This window comes from Streptomyces sp. SCL15-4, assembly GCF_033366695.1.
In the GTDB taxonomy this organism is placed as follows: domain Bacteria; phylum Actinomycetota; class Actinomycetes; order Streptomycetales; family Streptomycetaceae; genus Streptomyces.
This window is the reverse complement of record NZ_JAOBTQ010000001.1, coordinates 3646480-3662857: the sequence shown is the minus strand read 5'-3', so window position 1 is coordinate 3662857 and position 16378 is coordinate 3646480. Positions and strand designations below refer to the sequence as shown.

15 protein-coding genes and 1 riboswitch are annotated in these 16378 nt (G+C 72.6%); of the genes, 7 read left to right on the top strand and 8 right to left on the bottom strand.

All coding sequences use genetic code 11. The annotated features are described in order from the left end of the window. Positions 1 to 80: 80 nt before the first annotated feature. Positions 81 to 1298 (bottom strand): fumarylacetoacetase, encoded by a 1218-nt coding sequence (gene fahA, locus SCK26_RS15840; RefSeq protein WP_318201954.1) that lies wholly within the window; start codon positions 1296 to 1298, stop codon positions 81 to 83. A gap of 305 nt (positions 1299 to 1603) precedes the next feature. Between fahA and SCK26_RS15835 the strand changes: the two genes are divergently transcribed. Continuing rightward, the gene (locus SCK26_RS15835) at positions 1604 to 2416 is read left to right on the top strand and encodes an HAD family hydrolase (protein ID WP_318201953.1); all 813 of its coding nucleotides are present in this window, start codon (positions 1604 to 1606) and stop codon (positions 2414 to 2416) included. 28 nt (positions 2417 to 2444) lie between these two features. Here SCK26_RS15835 and SCK26_RS15830 read toward each other — a convergent pair whose 3' ends face one another. Continuing rightward, a complete protein-coding gene (locus SCK26_RS15830; protein ID WP_318201952.1) occupies positions 2445 to 2933 on the bottom strand; it encodes a transglycosylase SLT domain-containing protein in 489 nt (162 codons plus the stop codon). A gap of 2 nt (positions 2934 to 2935) precedes the next feature. Next, positions 2936 to 3117: riboswitch (cyclic di-AMP (ydaO/yuaA leader) on the bottom strand. A gap of 589 nt (positions 3118 to 3706) precedes the next feature. Here SCK26_RS15830 and SCK26_RS15825 point away from each other — a divergent pair. The 4 genes from SCK26_RS15825 to SCK26_RS15810 all read left to right on the top strand — a co-directional run bounded on the left by SCK26_RS15825 (position 3707) and on the right by SCK26_RS15810 (position 8240). Next, the gene (locus tag SCK26_RS15825; protein WP_318201951.1) at positions 3707 to 4717 is read left to right on the top strand and encodes a polyprenyl synthetase family protein; all 1011 of its coding nucleotides are present in this window, start codon (positions 3707 to 3709) and stop codon (positions 4715 to 4717) included. Between the two features lie 391 nt (positions 4718 to 5108). After that, complete coding sequence (locus SCK26_RS15820) at positions 5109 to 6305, top strand: DUF2092 domain-containing protein (protein WP_318201950.1); 1197 nt, start codon at positions 5109 to 5111, stop codon at positions 6303 to 6305. 32 nt (positions 6306 to 6337) lie between these two features. Continuing rightward, positions 6338 to 7372 (top strand): ABC transporter ATP-binding protein, encoded by a 1035-nt coding sequence (locus tag SCK26_RS15815; protein WP_318201949.1) that lies wholly within the window; start codon positions 6338 to 6340, stop codon positions 7370 to 7372. After that, positions 7359 to 8240, top strand: coding sequence for an ABC transporter permease (locus SCK26_RS15810; RefSeq protein ID WP_318201948.1), 882 nt, complete (start codon positions 7359 to 7361; stop codon positions 8238 to 8240). Before SCK26_RS15815 ends, SCK26_RS15810 begins: the two co-directional genes overlap by 14 nt. 17 nt (positions 8241 to 8257) lie before the next feature. Here the strand turns inward: SCK26_RS15810 and SCK26_RS15805 are convergent, their stop codons facing one another. Beyond that, on the bottom strand, positions 8258 to 8854 hold the full coding sequence (locus tag SCK26_RS15805; protein ID WP_318201947.1) for an NAD(P)H-dependent oxidoreductase: 597 nt from the start codon (positions 8852 to 8854) through the stop codon (positions 8258 to 8260). 209 nt (positions 8855 to 9063) lie between these two features. Here SCK26_RS15805 and SCK26_RS15800 point away from each other — a divergent pair, with 209 nt between their 5' ends. Beyond that, the gene (locus tag SCK26_RS15800; RefSeq protein ID WP_318201946.1) at positions 9064 to 10188 is read left to right on the top strand and encodes a hypothetical protein; all 1125 of its coding nucleotides are present in this window, start codon (positions 9064 to 9066) and stop codon (positions 10186 to 10188) included. Between the two features lie 41 nt (positions 10189 to 10229). Here SCK26_RS15800 and SCK26_RS15795 read toward each other — a convergent pair whose 3' ends face one another. The 3 genes from SCK26_RS15795 to SCK26_RS15785 form a co-directional block, all read right to left on the bottom strand. Next, positions 10230 to 10697 (bottom strand): VOC family protein, encoded by a 468-nt coding sequence (locus SCK26_RS15795; protein ID WP_318201945.1) that lies wholly within the window; start codon positions 10695 to 10697, stop codon positions 10230 to 10232. Between the two features lie 51 nt (positions 10698 to 10748). After that, entirely contained in the window at positions 10749 to 11705 is a 957-nt protein-coding gene (rarD, locus tag SCK26_RS15790; protein WP_318201944.1) for an EamA family transporter RarD, read from the bottom strand. Between the two features lie 149 nt (positions 11706 to 11854). Beyond that, positions 11855 to 12709: an SDR family oxidoreductase gene (locus tag SCK26_RS15785; RefSeq protein ID WP_318201943.1), complete on the bottom strand. Its 855-nt coding sequence runs from the start codon at positions 12707 to 12709 to the stop codon at positions 11855 to 11857. A gap of 95 nt (positions 12710 to 12804) precedes the next feature. Between SCK26_RS15785 and SCK26_RS15780 the strand changes: the two genes are divergently transcribed. Continuing rightward, positions 12805 to 13209 carry a helix-turn-helix domain-containing protein gene (locus SCK26_RS15780; protein ID WP_318201942.1) on the top strand — a complete coding sequence of 135 codons (405 nt, stop codon included), beginning with the start codon at positions 12805 to 12807 and terminating at the stop codon, positions 13207 to 13209. A gap of 13 nt (positions 13210 to 13222) precedes the next feature. Here SCK26_RS15780 and SCK26_RS15775 read toward each other — a convergent pair whose 3' ends face one another. Both SCK26_RS15775 and SCK26_RS15770 read right to left on the bottom strand, forming a co-directional pair. Beyond that, a complete protein-coding gene (locus SCK26_RS15775; protein ID WP_318201941.1) occupies positions 13223 to 14284 on the bottom strand; it encodes a 2-oxoacid:ferredoxin oxidoreductase subunit beta in 1062 nt (353 codons plus the stop codon). Beyond that, positions 14277 to 16205 (bottom strand): 2-oxoacid:acceptor oxidoreductase subunit alpha, encoded by a 1929-nt coding sequence (locus tag SCK26_RS15770; protein ID WP_318201940.1) that lies wholly within the window; start codon positions 16203 to 16205, stop codon positions 14277 to 14279. Before SCK26_RS15770 ends, SCK26_RS15775 begins: the two co-directional genes overlap by 8 nt. Positions 16206 to 16378: the final 173 nt, after the last annotated feature.

Genomic DNA, 16378 nt, shown 5'->3' with positions numbered 1-16378 from the left:
GGGCGGTGCGAGTCAGGTGCCGGCGGCGATCCGGCCGGACTCGGTCCGCACCGTCCGCGCGCCGCCCGCCGCGCCGTGGCTCAGTCCGCCACGATCCGGCCCGTGACCTCGCCCAGGCCCACCCGGCGGCCGTCCGGGCCGGGGGCCCAGGCCGACAGGGTCACCACGTCGCCGTCCATCAGGAACGTCCGCTTGCCGTCCGGGAGTTCCAGCGGGTCGCGGCCGTTCCAGGTCAGCTCCAGCAGCGAGCCGCGCTGGTTTCCGGCCGGGCCGCTCACCGTGCCGGAGCCGTACAGATCGCCGGTGCGCAGCGAGGCGCCGTTCACCGTCATGTGGGCGAGCTGCTGGGCGGCGGTCCAGTACATGGTGGAGAACGGCGGCTCGGAGACCACATGGCCGTTGATCGCGACGGAGATCCGCAGGTCGTAGCCGCCGGGTTCCGCCCCGGGCGCGGTGTCGTCCAGGTAGGGCAGCAGCGGGTGCGTGCGCTCCGGAGGCGCCACGTGCGCGTGCTCCAGTGCCTCCAGCGGAGTGATCCACGCCGACACCGAGGTCGCGAAGGACTTGCCGAGGAACGGGCCGAGGGGGACGTACTCCCAGGCCTGGACGTCCCGCGCGGACCAGTCGTTGAGCAGGCACAGGCCGAAGACGTGCTCGCGGAAGTCGCCGAGCGCGACCGGACGGCCCTGCCGCGTGGGCACGCCCACGACGAAGCCGACCTCGGCCTCGATGTCCAGCCGGATCGACGGGCCGAAGACGGGCGCGGGGTCGGCGGGAGCCTTGCGCTGCCCGGAGGGCCGTACGACGTCCGTGCCCGAGACGACGACCGTGCCGGCACGGCCGTGGTAACCGATCGGCAGGTGCTTCCAGTTGGGGGTGAGGCTGTCCTCGGCGTCCGGGCGGAAGATCCGGCCGACGTTGCGGGCGTGGTGCTCCGAGGCGTAGAAGTCGACGTAGTCCGCCACCTCGAAGGGCAGGTGCAGGGTCACCTCGGGCAAGGGGTGGAAGAGGGGCTCGACCGTCGGGCGGTGGGCCGGGTCGGTGACCCAGGACGTGACGGCACGCCGTACCTGGGACCAGGTGGCGCGGCCGGCGGCCAGCAGCGGGTTGAGGGTGGGGGCGGCGAGCAGCGCCTGGTGGGGCGAGCCGGCCGCCGCCGCCGCGGCGCCCGCGTCGAGGACGTGGTTCCCGAGCCGGACGCCGATCCTCCGCTCCGTGCTGCCGATGGGCGAGAACACGCCGTAGGGGAGGTTGTGCGGGCCGAAGGGGTCGCCCTCGGGGACGTCGAAGGGGGGCATGGGTGCTGCCTCACTCTCATCCGTGCCATGCATGGCGAAGCGTTCCATGTGGTCGGGCCACACGTTACGGCCGACACGCGTGTCCTGGGCAGTGCCTCGGGGAGCGTACGCAGAGGTGGGAGGGGCCGCTCCCACCGCCACGGCCGACCGGGGGAGCATGACCGCCGTGCGGCCGTTCGCCGGCACCGGGCGGCACCGGGCGAGTGCCACCGGGTCGCCCGCGACGGCGACTTGGGGCCGTGCGGTGGGCGATCGCGGGGAACGAGGGGTGAGTCGGCGGGCCTGGGTGTCCGTATTCTCTGGGCATGGCATCCTCCCCGGCATATGCCCTCATCGCCACTGACCTGGACGGGACGCTGCTGCGCGGCGACGACACCGTCTCCGACCGGTCGCTCGCCGCGCTCGCCCGGGTGGCGCGGGCCGGGGCCCGGCACCTGGTGGTCACCGGCCGTCCGGCGCCCCGGGTACGGCCCCTGCTCGCGCGCCTCGGCCGCACCGGACTGGCGGTGTGCGGGCAGGGTGCGCAGGTGTACGACGCACGGTCCGGCCGGCTGCTGTGGTCGGTCCGGCTGGACCGGGAGCTGGCGGAGACCGCGCTCGGCAAGATCGAGGCGGAGGTGGGCCAGGTGTACGCGGCGGTCGACCAGGACGGCGTGGACGGGCTCACGCTCATCGAGCCGGGCTACCGGATGCCGCACCCGACGCTGCCCGCGGTCCGGGTCGGCCGGCGCGCCGACCTGTGGGCCGAACCCATCAGCAAGGTGCTGCTGCGGCACGCCGAGCTGTCCGACGACGAGTTGGCGGCCGTGGCGCGCTCGGTGGTGGGCTCGCTGGCGAGCGTCACCATGTCGGGGCCGGGCACGGTGGAGCTCCAGCCGAGCGGCGTGACGAAGGCGACCGGTCTGGCGCTGGCCGCCGAGCGGCTGGGGATCGGCGCGGAACGGGCTCTGGCCTTCGGCGACATGCCCAACGACATCCCGATGTTCCGCTGGGCGGCGCGCGGCGTCGCCATGGCCGACGCGCATCCCGAGCTGAAGGCGGTGGCCGACGAGGTCACCGTGTCGAACGAGGACGACGGCGTCGCCGTCGTCCTCGAAAGACTGTTCCCGGCCGCCTGACCGCGGGAGGGCGGGGCGGCCGGGCCGGTCAGTAGGCGCCGAAGACGTTGTCGATGGAGCCGTAGCGGTTCGCCGCGTAGTTGCAGGCGGCGGTGATGTTCGCGACCGGGTCGTAGATGTCGAAGGACGTCCCGGCGACGTGGTACGTGTTGAAGGTCGGGTCGATGACCTGGAGCAGGCCCTTGGACGGGATGCCCTTGGCCGCGTTGGAGTCCCAGAGGTTGATGGCCGCCGGGTTGCCGGAGGACTCGCGCATGACATTGCGGTAGATGCCGTTGTAGGTGCCCGGGATGTTCTTCTCGGCCATGATCGCGAGCGACTCGCGGATCCAGCCGTCGAGCGTGTTCGGGTACCCGGCCGGAGTGGTGGACACCGCCGGGGCCGCGGTGGTGGCGGCGAAGGCGCCGCTCGCGCCGACGAGCGGCAGGGCGAGGACGGCGGCGCCGGTGCAGGCGGCGGCGAGGGCGCGGACGAGGCGGGCGTTCCGGGTACGGCGGTGCTGAGCGGCGGCAGACATCGAAAGTTCCTCTCCGGCGCCTGCGAGGTGAGCTGTCGGGTTCGGGCGGGGAGGCGCCCGGCCGTGCCCGGGAGGAGGCACGGCTTCACCCCTAGCCGTGCCGGCGCGGCGCGATGCCGTCCGGCGCGGCGGCTTACCTGGGTCCCCCGCTCCTGCCGTACGAATGAGTTCGTGAATGGGTTTCGCGGGCGGCGGCAGGATTAGGCGTCCGCCCGACGGCCCGGAACGTATGCGAGAGCAGATGTCGGGAACAAGTACCGGATTCATGCAATGCGTCTTTTGACCTTGATCGACGCCGTATGAGGTGCTTGATCCTTTGCGGTCGCCGGTTCTCAACTCGCCGACGGGGCAAGGGTGGGAGAGGAGTGCGGCGGAGCGTGCGGGCCGGCCGGGCGCGTGACCCAATTCACGAAAAGGCAAAAGGCTTAAAATCAGACATGGCGGATTAGTAGGATTCGGGCCCGAAGTCCGAGTCGTGACGGAACCCGGGATGTGCCGCCCGTCGTTGTCGTAAGGGATGGTGAAGGGAGAGTGGGGGTGAGGAAGGTGCGGAGAGGTCGCGACACGGCATCTGGATTACCGTTAAGTCGATATATGTCCCTTATTGCCGTGTGATCAAAACCATGCCGGTCATGGTTCGATACCACCCGAGCTGGACCGGTGGGCGCTATCGGTGATCGAAACAGGACCGGATACGCTGACTTGAGTGATGGCAGCGACCTATCGACAAACCGTGTAATCGCCAGCAGACACCAGCAGACAGGAGACCCCTCGTGACCGTCGTCGGGCCGTTCGGGCTGAGCGTGCGGGACCAGGCTCTGGAAGCCGATGTCCAGGCCGGATTGGCGGCTGTCGAGGAAGGCTTGCTCGATGCCACCAAGAGCGAGGTCCCGTTCATCACCGAGGCCGCGCAGCACCTGGTACGGGCCGGCGGCAAACGATTCCGGCCACTGCTCGTGATGCTCGCCGCCCAGTTCGGCGACCCGTACGCGCCGGGCGTCGTGCCCTCGGCCGTGGTCGTGGAGCTGACCCACCTGGCCACGCTGTACCACGACGACGTCATGGACGAGGCGGCCGTGCGCCGCGGGGTGGACAGCGCCAACACCCGCTGGGGCAACTCCGTCGCGGTCCTCACCGGCGACTTCCTCTTCGCCCGCGCCTCCCAGATCCTCGCCGACCTCGGCCCGGAGGCGGTCCGGGTGCAGGCCCTGGCGTTCGAACGGCTGGTCACCGGGCAGATCCTGGAGACCGCGGGCCCGACGGACGGCCGCGACCCGGTCGAGCACTACCTGGACGTGCTGGCCGGCAAGACCGGCTCCCTGGTGGCGGTGTCCTGCCGGTTCGGCGCGATGATGTCCGGCGCCGGCGAGCGGGTCGTGGACGTGCTCACCCAGTACGGCGAGCGGCTCGGCGTCGCCTTCCAGCTGGCGGACGACGTCCTGGACATCGCCTCCGACTCCCACGAGTCCGGCAAGACCCCCGGCACCGACCTGCGCGAGGGCATCCCGACCCTGCCGGTGCTCCGGCTGCGCGAGCGGGCCGCCCGGCTGGGGCTGGCCGAGGACATCGCGCTGTGCGAGCTGCTGGACTCCGACCTCAGCGACGACGCCCGGCACACCCGGGCGCTGGCCGCGCTGCGCGCCCACCCCGCGCTGGAGCAGGCCCGCCGGGACACGGTCCGGTACGCGGAGGAGGCGCGCGCCGCGCTCGCCCCGCTGCCGGAGTGCGACGCCAAGGCCGCCCTGGTCGAGCTGTGCGACGCGGTGGTCCACCGCGCCGGCTGACCGGCCCGGCCCACCGGCCGGTCCCCCGGGTGCTCCCGGACCGACCGCCGCACCACCGTCGCCCGTCCGACCGCCGTACCGCCGTACGACTCCGGGCGTGACGCCGTACCGCCGCACGACTCCGGGCGTACCGCCGTACGACCCGTGGGTCCGGCGTCCCCCATATGGCCGCGGCCCCCTACGACCCTTACGGGTCGGGGAGGATCCTGCCGCCGGGTGTCATACCGCAGGCGTACACGCAGTTGCCTCCGAGGGCTGACGCTTCCGCAGCGCCGATTTGGTCATATGGAAGCCACGGATATCACCACTCCTCACCGATTCGGGTGAGAATGGCGGCTCAGGGTTGACCAGCGTGGGAACGGCCGCCGCCGACGACGGAGGTAAGGCACACATGGCACCGTACGAATCCGACGACGCAGTGGGCGCGCGGGACGAGGAGGCGGGCTCCGGCCGGCGCAAGGCCGCCCGGTACGCCGTCCCGGTCGCGGTGGTGGGGGTGGCGGCGGCCACGATCGGGCTCGTCCCGGCGCTCGCCGACTCCGGCGACCCCGACCTGCCGAAGATCACCGCTCAGCAGCTCGTCGAGAAGATGGCCACGTCGGACGCGCAGCACCTGTCCGGCACCGTGAAGATCACCACCGACCTGGGCCTGCCCGACCTCGGCGGCCTGGAGGACGGCCTGCTCTCCGGCAGGGACCGGGACGGTTCCGGGGACGGCTCCTCCGCCGACCCCGGGTCCCGGTTCACCGAGCTGGCGTCCGGCATGCACACCCTGCGGATCGCCGCCGACGGCCCGGACCGGCAGAAGGTGTCGCTGCTGGAGCGCGGCGCCGAGTACAGCCTGATCCACGACGGCAAGGACGTCTGGGGCTACGACAGCAAGAGCAACGAGGTCTACCACTCCACCGCGGCCGGGTCCGGCAAGGAGCGCCGGGCCGAGCCGCCGGCCACTCCCGGGGACTTCGCCGCCGAGGCCCTGAAGTCGGTGGACGACACCACGTCCGTCACCGTCGACGGCACCGCGCAGGTCGCCGGCCGCGACGCCTACAAGCTGCTGATCCGGCCCCGGCAGTCCGGCACCACGGTCGGCGCGATCAGCATCGCCGTGGACGCGAAGACGTGGACGCCGCTGAAGTTCACGCTCACCCCGAGGAGCGGCGGTGCCGCCGTGGTCGACGCCGGCTTCACCCAGGTCTCCTTCGACCGGCCGGCCGCCTCCGTCTTCGACTTCACCCCGCCGAAGGGTGCGCGGGTCACCGAGGAGAAGGACACGGCGGCCAAGGCACCGGCCCCGAAGCACGGTGCGGACCTCGCCGGCGGCATGGATGGGCTGAACGTCCTCGGCAAGGGCTGGACGTCCGTGGCGAGCTTCGACACCGGCGCCGAGGGCGGCCTGCCGACCGGCTCCCGGGAGGGTGCCGTCGGCGGCTTCCTCGGCTCGCTCGGCGACCCGGTCTCGGGCGAGTTCGGCAAGGGCACGGTCTTCTCCACCCGCCTGGTCAACGCCCTGATCACCGACGACGGCAAGGTGTACGCCGGACTGGTGACGAAGGAGACCCTGGTGAAGGCGGCCGACGCGGGGAAGTGACCCCACCGGGACCGACGAGACGAGGGAAGCCGATGGACGAGCCGTCCACCGCGGAGCGCGCTCCGGAACACCCGCCCGCTCCGGAACACCCGCCCGCTCCGGACCGCCCGCCCGCGCGTGCGCCGGAGGGCGGCCCGGCGAGCGTCATCGACACGCGCGGGCTCACCAAGCGCTACCGCGGCGGACAGCTCGCCGTGGACGGTCTCGACCTGGCCGTCCCGGCGGGCAGCGTCTTCGGCTTCCTCGGCCCGAACGGCTCCGGGAAGACCACCACCATCCGCATGCTGATGGGCCTCATCGAGCCGACCGCGGGCACGGCCCGGGTGCTGGGCCGCCCCATGCCCCGGGCGGCCCGCACGGTCCTCCCGCAGGTCGGCGCGCTCATCGAGGGCCCCGCCCTGTACGGCTTCCTCTCCGGCCGGGACAACCTGCTGCGCTACGACTCCGCCGACCCCACCGCCGACCCGCGCACCCGGCACGCGCGCGTGGCCGCCGCGCTGGACCGGGTCGGCCTCACGGCGGCCGCGGGCAAGAAGGCGAAGGCGTACTCGCTCGGCATGAAGCAGCGCCTGGGCCTGGCCGCCGCGCTGCTCCAGCCGCGCCGACTGCTCGTCCTGGACGAGCCCACCAACGGTCTCGACCCCCAGGGCATGCGCGAGATCCGCACCCTGATCAGGGAACTGGCCGCCGACGGCACGACCGTCTTCCTCTCCTCCCACCTGCTGGACGAGATCGAGCAGGTGTGCACCCACGCCGCGGTCATGGCGCAGGGCCGGCTCGTCACCCAGGGCCCGGTGGCCGACCTGGCGTCCGGAGCCCGCGGCCGGCTGGTGGTGACCACCCCGGACCCCGCCGAGGCGGCCCGGGTGCTGAAGGAGCTGGGCGTCGGGGACGTGGCCGCCGACGGCGACCGGGTCACCGGCGAACCGCCCGGCCGGGACCTCGCGGAGGTGACCGCGGGCCTGGTCGGGGCCGGCGTCCGGGTCCGGGGCCTGACCGTCGAACGGGCCTCGCTGGAGGACGCGTTCGTGGCGCTGACCGGGGAGGGTTTCGATGTCGCGGGCTGAGCCGTCCGAGACCGCCGCCGTGCGCCGGCCGAACCCGCTGTGGTCCCTCGGACTGCTGCGCGGCGAACTGCTCACCACCGTCCGGCGGTGGCGCACGCTCGCCCTGCTCGGTGTGCTGGCCGCCGTGCCGGTGCTGGTCGGGGTCGCGGTGCGGATCGAGACCCGGGGCGGCGGGCGGGTGAGCGGCGGCGGCGAGGGCCCGGCCTTCATCGCGCAGATCACCAACAACGGGCTGTTCCTGGTGTTCACCGCGCTGGCCGCGACCCTGCCGTTCTTCCTGCCGATGGCGGTCGGCGTCGTCGCCGGCGACGCGATCGCCGGGGAGGCGGGCGCGGGCACGCTGCGCTATCTGCTGGTGGCCCCGGCCGGCCGCACCCGGCTGCTGCTGACCAAGTACGCGACCGTGCTGGCCTTCTGCCTGCTGGCCACCCTGGTGGTCGCCGTCTCGGCGCTGGCCGTCGGCGCGCTGCTGTTCCCGCTCGGCGAGCTGACGACCATCTCCGGCACCCGGATCGGCCTGGGCGAGGGGCTGGCCCGCGCGCTGCTGATCGCCCTGGTCGTCGCGGCCTCCCTGGTGGGTGTCGCGGCCGTCGGCCTGTTCGTGTCGACCCTCACCAACAGCGGCATCGCGGCGATGGCGACCACGGTCGGGCTGCTCATCACCGTGCAGATCGTCGACCAGATACCCCAGCTGCACGCGGTGCAGCCGTACCTCTTCTCGCACTACTGGCTGTCGTTCGCCGACCTGATGCGCGACCCGGTCTACTGGGACGACCTGGTGCGCGACCTCGGTCTCCAGGCGCTGTACGCGGTCGTGTTCGGCTCGGCGGCCTGGGCACGGTTCACGGCGAAGGACATCACCGCCTAGAGGCCGGCGCCCGGTGCTCAGGCGGCGCCGGCGGTGTCGTCCGGGAAGCGCGCGAGGGGCGCGTCCTGCGCGAAGAACGTCTTGGCGCGCGCCAGCGCCGCGGTGTCGCTCAGCACGTCCCCGGGCTTGCTGCCGCTGCCCAGCAGCACCCCGCCGAACCGCATCCCCATGTAGGCGGCCGAGTTGCGCAGGGTGCCGGCGTACGGGTCGGCCACGGACAGCTCCTCGTCCGCGAGCGCGGCGACGCCCCAGAGGGTGCGGCCGGCCATCGCCGCCTTGAAGTCCAGGCCCGGGGTGCGCAGCCAGCCGGACCAGTAGTCCAGGTAGCGCTTGGTCTGGGCGGAGAGCGAGTACCAGTACACCGGCGAGGCGATCACGATGTCCGTGGCCGCGAGCGTGGCGTCCAGCAGCAGACCGGCCGGAGTGTCCGACGGCGGCCGTACGTGGTCGCTGTCGTGCCGCAGGTCCTCGAAGTCGGGCAGCGGCTGCTCGGTGAGGTCGATCCAGCGCTGTCCGACTCCTTCGGGGAGCTGCTCGGCGGCCCGGCGGGCCAGCAGCTCGGTGTTGCCCCCGGTGCGGGCGCTGCCCAGGACGAAGAGAAAACGGCGGTCCACTGGGTCCCCCAGATGCGTCAGGTCGTACCAACGAACAAGGCATGTGCATCTTATGCATACGCATCTAAATGGCGCCAGGGTTTACGGCGGGCAGGCGGCTGGTGCGATGCTGTGACCCTGCGGTGACGTGGCGGGCGGGGGTTGGCCGACACACTGGTGGACAGACGCGTACGACCGGATCGCGACGCCGGGGGACTGGAGGGACACCGATGGCTGGACTCAGCTTCAAGAAGAAGCGGGTGGCGCGGACCGCGGAGTACCCGGCGGCGGTGCCCGTCCGGGTGTACGGCCCGGAGAGCGCCTCGGTGGACGGGGTGCCGGTCGTCGCGGCGCCGGGCGAGGAGATCCAGCAGGCCGTGCTGAACCGCCTGCAGAGCCTGGCCATCAGCGTGGGCGCCCCCATACGAGCCACCATCCAGGACGACCTCGCGGGCTGCGTGGTCCCGCTGGAGGTCTCGGCGGACGGCTCCAGCCGGATGACCGGCGAACCGGTCCGGCTGACCGAGACCGGGACGCCGGGCGCGGAGACCGCGGAGACGACGGCGCCGGACACCGCCGGGCGGACGCCGGCCGGCGGGTTCGGGCCCCCGCCGGTGATGGACACACGTCCGGCACCCGCCGCGCCGCCGCCGGCCGCGCGGCCCGGCTCCGGTGCGGGGCCGGCCCCGGGCACGCCCGCGGGTACGGGATCGGCCTCGGGCACGGCTACCGGCCCGGGCGCGCGTACGGCTTCGTACGCGGGCGCGGACCCGGCCTCGGTCTTCGGCTCGCCCGTCGACGAACCGGCCCCCGCCCGCACCCCGGCCCGCGGCTTCGACGCGGTGGCCGAGGAGGTGCTCGGCGACGGGCCGCTGACCGAGACCGCCGAGGGCGCCGAGCTGCTCGCCGAGCCGCTGGGCCGGATCAACGAGGCCGTGCGGGCGGGCCGCATCGACGCGGCGGCGGAGCTGGCCGAGCGGACGCTCGCCGAGGCGTCGGCCGTGTTCGGCCCGCACCACGCCGAGGTGCTGCACGTGCGCGAACTGTCGGCCTACATCGCCTATCTGGCGGACGATCCCGTGCGCGCCTGCCGGCTGTCCCTGGACCTCGCCCGGCTGCGCCGCGAGGCCGGGGACGGGGAGGCCGCCTACGGCAACGTGCGGAGCGCGGCGACCGCCTGGCGAGCCGTGCGCGACCCGGAGGAGGGCCTGCGGCTGGGCCGGGACCTGATCGGCCTGTGGGCGGACCTCGGCGCCGAGCCGGGTCCCGCCGCCGACGATCCGCGCCCGCTGGAGGCCGCCCGCGCCCGCATGGTCCGGCTGACCGACCGCGCGGCCAAGGCGGCGCGGGCGTAGCGGCCGGGACGCGGGCTCACCCGCGAAGGAGGCCCGCGGGGCTACTGCACGCAGAACTCGTTGCCCTCCGGGTCCCGCATCAGGACCCACTCGCCCCCGGGCTCCCGTACCTCCCGTACGACCCGTGCCCCCAGCGCCTCCAGGCGTGCCACCTCCTGCGCGCGCCGCCCGGGGCCGGCGTGCAGGTCGAGGTGGAGGCGGTTCTTGCCGGTCTTCGGCTCCGGCACCCGCTGGAACAGCAGCCGCCGGCCGAGCCCGGTGCCGGACTCGGGGTCGTACGGGTCGTCGGGGTGCCGTACGGCGATCAGGTCACGGAAGGCGGCCCGCCCGTGGTACTCGACGGTGGCCTCCCCGGGCAGCGCGCCTGCGGACAGCAGCCGTTCGACGAGGGCGCTGTTGTCCTCGGCGGTGTAGTGCAGCGCGGCGGCCCAGAAGTCGGCCTGGCCGTGCGGGTCGGCCGCGTCGACGACGATCTTCCAGTGCAGCGGGGCGGGCGCCTGTGTGGTCATGACTCCCACTTATAGCCGCCCGCCTTGACGGAAGGGCCCGTTCCGTCCGGATCAGGCGTCTACCGGGGCCGACGCGGGGGCCTCGGCGGGGCGGGGCGCCGGTACGGGGAGCCGGCGCGGGCGCCGGGAGAAGCGCAGCGCGTCGCCCGTGAGCAGCACCAGCGCCAGCCAGACCAGCGCGAACCCGGCCCACCGCTCGGCCGGCATCGCCTCGTGGAAGTAGAGGATGCCGAGCAGGAACTGGAAGACCGGGGCCAGGTACTGCAACAGGCCCAGCGTGGACAGCGGCACGCGGATCGCCGCCGCGCCGAAGCAGACCAGCGGCACGGCGGTGACGAGGCCGGTGGAGGCGAGCAGGGCGGCGTGTCCGGCGCCCTCGGCCGCGAACGTGGCGTCTCCCCGCGCGGCCAGCCAGACCAGATAGCCGAGCGCCGGCAGGAACTGGATCGCGGTCTCGGCGGCCAGCGACTCCACCCCGCCGAGGTCGACCTTCTTCTTCACCAGCCCGTAGGTGGCGAAGGAGAAGGCGAGGCAGAGCGAGATCCACGGCGGGCGGCCGTAGCCGACGGTCAGCACGACGACGGCGGCGAGGCCGACCGCGACCGCCGCCCATTGCACGGGCCGCAGCCGCTCCTTGAGGAGGAGCACGCCCATCGCGATGGTGACCAGCGGGTTGATGAAGTAGCCGAGCGAGGCCTCCACGACATGGCCCGCGTTGACCGCCCAGATGTACACGCCCCAGTTGACGGTGATCACGGCCGCCGCCACGGCGACCAGGCCGAGCCGCCGGGGCCGGCGCAGCAGCTGCCCGGCCCAGGCCCAGCGGCGCACGAAGAGCAGCGCGACGGCGACCACCACCAGGGACCACACCATCCGGTGGGCGAGGATCTCCGCGGCCCCGGCCGGTTTCAGCAGCGGCCAGAACAGGGGCACCAGACCCCACATCCCGTAGGCGGCGAAACCGTTCAGCAGGCCTGTACGGTGCTCACCCTCCGACTTCCCGGCCACCGGCCCCTCCTTCGTGCTGGCGCGAACGGTGCGGTCGCGCGAGCACGAAGGTAGCGCCGGGCGCCCTGCGATGTCATGTTCGTTTCGTCATACGGTCATGACAGGGGCGGGTGGGGCCGGTGCGGTGTCCGGGCCTCGGCCGGCCCGGGTCAGCCCTTCAGCGCGGCCGTGACGGCCTGTGCCAGCGGGGTGGTGGGACGGCCGATCAGCCGGGACAGGTCGCCGGAGGACACGGTCAGCTCGCCCGCCGCGATCGAGGCGTCCACGGCCGCGAGGATCCCGGCCACCGGAGCGGGCAGCCCGGCACCGGCCAGGATGCCGGTGAGGTCCTCCACCGAGACCGGCCGGTAGGCGATCTCCCGGCCGGTCTGCCGGCTCAGCTCGGCCGCGTACTCGGCGAAGCTCCACGCCTCGTCGCCGCCCAGCTCGTACGTCGCGTTCTCGTGGCCCTCGCCGGTCAGCACCGCGACCGCGGCGGCGGCGTAGTCGGCGCGGGCGGCGGAGGAGACCCGGCCGTCGCCGGCGGCCTGCACGACGGCGCCGTGCTCCAGCACCGGCGCCAGATGCTCGGTGTAGTTCTCGTGGTACCAGCCGTTGCGCAGCAGGGTGTAGGGCAGGCCGGAGGCGAGCAGCACCTGCTCGGTGGCCCGGTGGTCGTCCGCCAGCGCGGCCGTCAGGGTGCCCGGGGCGCTGGTGTAGGCGAGCAGCGCCACGCCGGCCGCCTTCGCCGCGTCGATGACGGCCGTGTGCTGGCGCACCCGGTCCTTGTCGACCTCGCTGCCCGAGATCAGCAGGACCTTGTCGCCGGCCGCGAACAGGCCGTCGAGCGTCTCGGGCGCGTTGTAGTCGGCGACGGCCAGGCGCACACCCCGCGCGGCGAGGCCGGCGCCCTTGGCCGGGTCCCGGACGACGGCGGTGATCCGCTCCGCCGGGACCTTCTCCAGCAACTGCTCCACGACATGACGGCCGAGGTGGCCGGTGGCTCCGGTGACGACGATGCTCATGGTTCCGCGACTCCTTGGTGGGATGCCTTGATGACACTCACCGTAAGATCTGCGCTGTCGAATAGAAAGTACCCACTTTGAAGTAAGGTACTGGCATGTCGGTAAGCAAGAGCGGAGGGGACGCGGAGGCGCTGTGCCCGTACCGCCTCGTCCTGGAGCACGTCACCAGCCGCTGGGGCGTCCTGGTCCTGATCGAGCTGCTGGACCGGCCCTACCGGTTCAGCGAGCTGCGCCGGGCGGTCGGCGCCTCGGCCGGCCGGGCCGTCAGCGAGAAGATGCTCACCCAGACCCTGCAGACCCTGGAGCGCGACGGCCTGGTGCACCGGGACGCCAAGCCGGTCATACCGCCCCGCGTGGACTACTCGCTCACCGGTCTCGGCCGCGAGGCGGCACAGCAGGTGCGGGCCCTCGCCCGGTGGACGCGCGACCGCATGGACCGGGTCGAGGAGGCCCGCCGGGCATACGACGAGGCCCGGGACGACCGGTCCCGGGCCTCGTGAAGCGGCGGCAGGGTCAGCCGACGACCGTCCAGGTGTCCCCGCCCGCCAGCAGCGCGGCGAGGTCGCCCTTGCCGCGCTGTTCCACGGCGGTGTCGAGCTGGTCGGCCATCAGGGTGTCGTAGACCGGCCGTTCGACCGAGCGGAACACACCGACGGGGGTGTGGTGCAGGGTGTCGGGGTCGGCGAGGCGGGACAGGGCGAAGGCGGTGGTCGGGGACGCGGCGTGGGCGTCGTGGACCAGGATGTCCGCCTCGTTCTCCGCGGTCACCGTGACCACCTTCAGGTCGCCGGTGGCCCGGTCGCGTACGACGCCTCTCGCGCCGTCGGTGCCGAACCGGATCGGCTGCCCGTGCTCCAGCCGGATCAGCGCTTCCGCCGCCTGCTGCTTGTCCTTCAGCGCGTCGAAGGCGCCGTCGTTGAAGATGTTGCAGTTCTGGTAGATCTCGATCAGCGCGGTGCCCGGGTGGGCGGCGGCGGCGCGCAGTACCTCGGTCAGGTGCTTGCGGTCGGAGTCGATGGTGCGGGCCACGAAGGACGCCTCGGCGCCGATCGCCAGCGACACCGGGTTGAAGGGCGCGTCCAGGGAGCCCATCGGCGTGGACTTGGTGATCTTGCCGACCTCGGAGGTGGGCGAGTACTGGCCCTTGGTCAGGCCGTAGATCCGGTTGTTGAACAGAAGGATCTTCAGGTTGACGTTGCGGCGCAGGGCGTGGATGAGGTGGTTGCCGCCGATGGACAGGGCATCGCCGTCGCCGGTGACGACCCAGACGCTCAGGTCGCGGCGGGAGGTGGCCAGGCCGGTGGCGATGGCGGGGGCGCGGCCGTGGATGGAGTGCATCCCGTAGGTGTTCATGTAGTACGGGAAGCGGGAGGAGCAGCCGATGCCGGAGACGAAGACGACGTTCTCCCGCGCCAGGCCCAGTTCGGGCATGAAGCCCTGCACGGCCGCGAGGATCGCGTAGTCACCGCAGCCGGGACACCAGCGGACCTCCTGGTCCGACTTGAAGTCCTTCATCGACTGCTTGGCCTCGGCCTTGGGGACCAGCTGGAGCAGCCCGTTGCCGGCGTCAGTCATCGATGGCCTCCTTCAGCGCCGTGGCGAGCTGTTCCGCCTTGAACGGCATGCCGTTGACCTGGTTGTAGGAGTGGGCGTCCACCAGGTACTTCGCCCGGATCAGGGTGGCGAGCTGCCCGAGGTTCATCTCGGGGATCACGACCTTGTCGTAGCCCTTCAGGACCGTGCCGAGGTTGCGCGGGAAGGGGTTGACGTGGCGCAGATGGGCCTGGGCGATCGATTCGCCGGCCGCCCGCAGCCGCCGAACGGCGGCGGTGATGGGGCCGTAGGTAGAGCCCCAGCCCAGGACGAGTGTCCGCGCGCCGTGCGGGTCGTCGACCTCCACGTCCGGTACGTCGATGCCGTCGATCTTGGCCTGGCGGGTGCGGACCATGAAGTCGTGGTTGGCCGGGTCGTAGGAGATGTTGCCCGTGCCGTCCTGCTTCTCGATGCCGCCGATGCGGTGTTCCAGACCCGGGGTGCCCGGGATCGCCCACGGCCGGGCCAGGGTCCGCGGGTCCCGCTTGTACGGCCAGAACACCTCGCTGCCGTCGGCCAGCGTGTGGTTCGGTCCCTGCGCGAACCGGACCTTCAGATCGGGCAGTTCCTCCGGCTCCGGGATGCGCCACGGCTCGGAGCCGTTGGCCAGGTAGCCGTCCGACAGCAGCATCACCGGTGTGCGGTAGGTCAGCGCGATCCGGGCGGCCTCCAGGGCCGCGTCGAAACAGTCCGCCGGGGTGCGCGGCGCCACGACGGGCACCGGTGCCTCGCCGTTGCGCCCGTACATCGCCTGGAGCAGATCGGCCTGCTCGGTCTTGGTCGGCAGACCCGTGGAGGGGCCGCCGCGCTGGATGTCCACCACCAGCAGCGGCAGCTCCAGCGAGACCGCAAGCCCGATCGTCTCCGACTTCAGGGCGACACCGGGGCCGGAAGTGGTGGTCACGGCCAGTGAGCCGCCGAAGGCCGCGCCGAGCGCGGCGCCGATGCCCGCGATCTCGTCCTCGGCCTGGAAGGTGCGCACCCCGAAGTTCTTGTGCCGCGACAGCTCGTGCAGGATGTCGGAGGCCGGGGTGATCGGGTACGAGCCCAGGAACAGCGGCAGGTCCGCCTGGCGGGAGGCCGCGATCAGGCCGTAGGCCAGGGCGAGGTTGCCGGAGATGTTGCGGTAGGTGCCCACGGGGAACGCCTTGGCGGCCGGGGCGACCTCGTAGGAGACCGCGAAGTCCTCCGTGGTCTCGCCGAAGTTCCAGCCCGCCCGGAACGCGGCGATGTTCGCCGCCATGATCTCGGGCTTCTTCGCGAACTTCGACTTCAGGAACTTTTCGGTGCCCTCGGTGGGCCGGTGGTACATCCACGACAGCAGGCCGAGGGCGAACATGTTCTTGCTGCGCTCGGCCTCCTTGCGGGAGAGGTCGAACTCCTTGAGCGCCTCCACCGTCAGGGTGGTCAGCGGCACGGGGTGGAGGTGGTAGCCGTCGAGGGAGCCGTCGTGCAGCGGATCGCTCGCGTACCCGACCTTCTGCAGGGCCCGCTTGGTGAACTCGTCGGTGTCGACGATGATCTCCGCGCCGCGCGGGAGGTCGCCGACGTTGGCCTTCAGGGCGGCCGGGTTCATCGCCACCAGGACGTTCGGCGCGTCCCCGGGGGTGAGGATGTCGTGGTCGGCGAAGTGGAGCTGGAAGGACGAGACCCCGGGCAGCGTGCCGGCGGGGGCACGGATCTCCGCGGGGAAGTTCGGGAGCGTGGAGAGGTCGTTGCCGAAGGAAGCGGTCTCCGAGGTGAACCGGTCACCGGTGAGCTGCATGCCGTCACCCGAGTCCCCCGCGAACCGGATGATCACCCGGTCCAGGCGCCGCACGTCCTTCGCGTCGCCCGGTTTGCGCTGCTCTCCCACGACGGTTCCGTCGGTCTGCTCCGCTGGGCTGCTGACCTGGCTGGTCACTGAACTGGACCTCCTTCGAGGCGGCTGTCCGGGGCCTGGTCGTCCCACGGACCATCCCAGGATCAACCCTACGTCGGTCAGGGTCGCCTTCCCGAGGCCATCCGCGGATCGGATGACACTTTCGGGAGGGCCTGTCGCGCTGGCTTCAACATCATGTCCCGCATCGCGGAAGC

Coding starts and splice junctions, on each gene's coding strand:
- SCK26_RS15835 (WP_318201953.1), top strand. CDS start 1,604: ATGGCATCCTCCCCGGCATATGCCCTCATCGCCACTGACCTGGACGGG.
- SCK26_RS15820 (WP_318201950.1), top strand. CDS start 5,109: ATGGCACCGTACGAATCCGACGACGCAGTGGGCGCGCGGGACGAGGAG.
- SCK26_RS15810 (WP_318201948.1), top strand. CDS start 7,359: ATGTCGCGGGCTGAGCCGTCCGAGACCGCCGCCGTGCGCCGGCCGAAC.
- SCK26_RS15815 (WP_318201949.1), top strand. CDS start 6,338: ATGGACGAGCCGTCCACCGCGGAGCGCGCTCCGGAACACCCGCCCGCT.
- SCK26_RS15780 (WP_318201942.1), top strand. CDS start 12,805: ATGTCGGTAAGCAAGAGCGGAGGGGACGCGGAGGCGCTGTGCCCGTAC.
- fahA (WP_318201954.1), bottom strand. CDS start 1,298: ATGCCCCCCTTCGACGTCCCCGAGGGCGACCCCTTCGGCCCGCACAAC.
- SCK26_RS15775 (WP_318201941.1), bottom strand. CDS start 14,284: ATGACTGACGCCGGCAACGGGCTGCTCCAGCTGGTCCCCAAGGCCGAG.
- SCK26_RS15795 (WP_318201945.1), bottom strand. CDS start 10,697: ATGACCACACAGGCGCCCGCCCCGCTGCACTGGAAGATCGTCGTCGAC.
- SCK26_RS15800 (WP_318201946.1), top strand. CDS start 9,064: ATGGCTGGACTCAGCTTCAAGAAGAAGCGGGTGGCGCGGACCGCGGAG.
- SCK26_RS15830 (WP_318201952.1), bottom strand. CDS start 2,933: ATGTCTGCCGCCGCTCAGCACCGCCGTACCCGGAACGCCCGCCTCGTC.
- SCK26_RS15785 (WP_318201943.1), bottom strand. CDS start 12,709: ATGAGCATCGTCGTCACCGGAGCCACCGGCCACCTCGGCCGTCATGTC.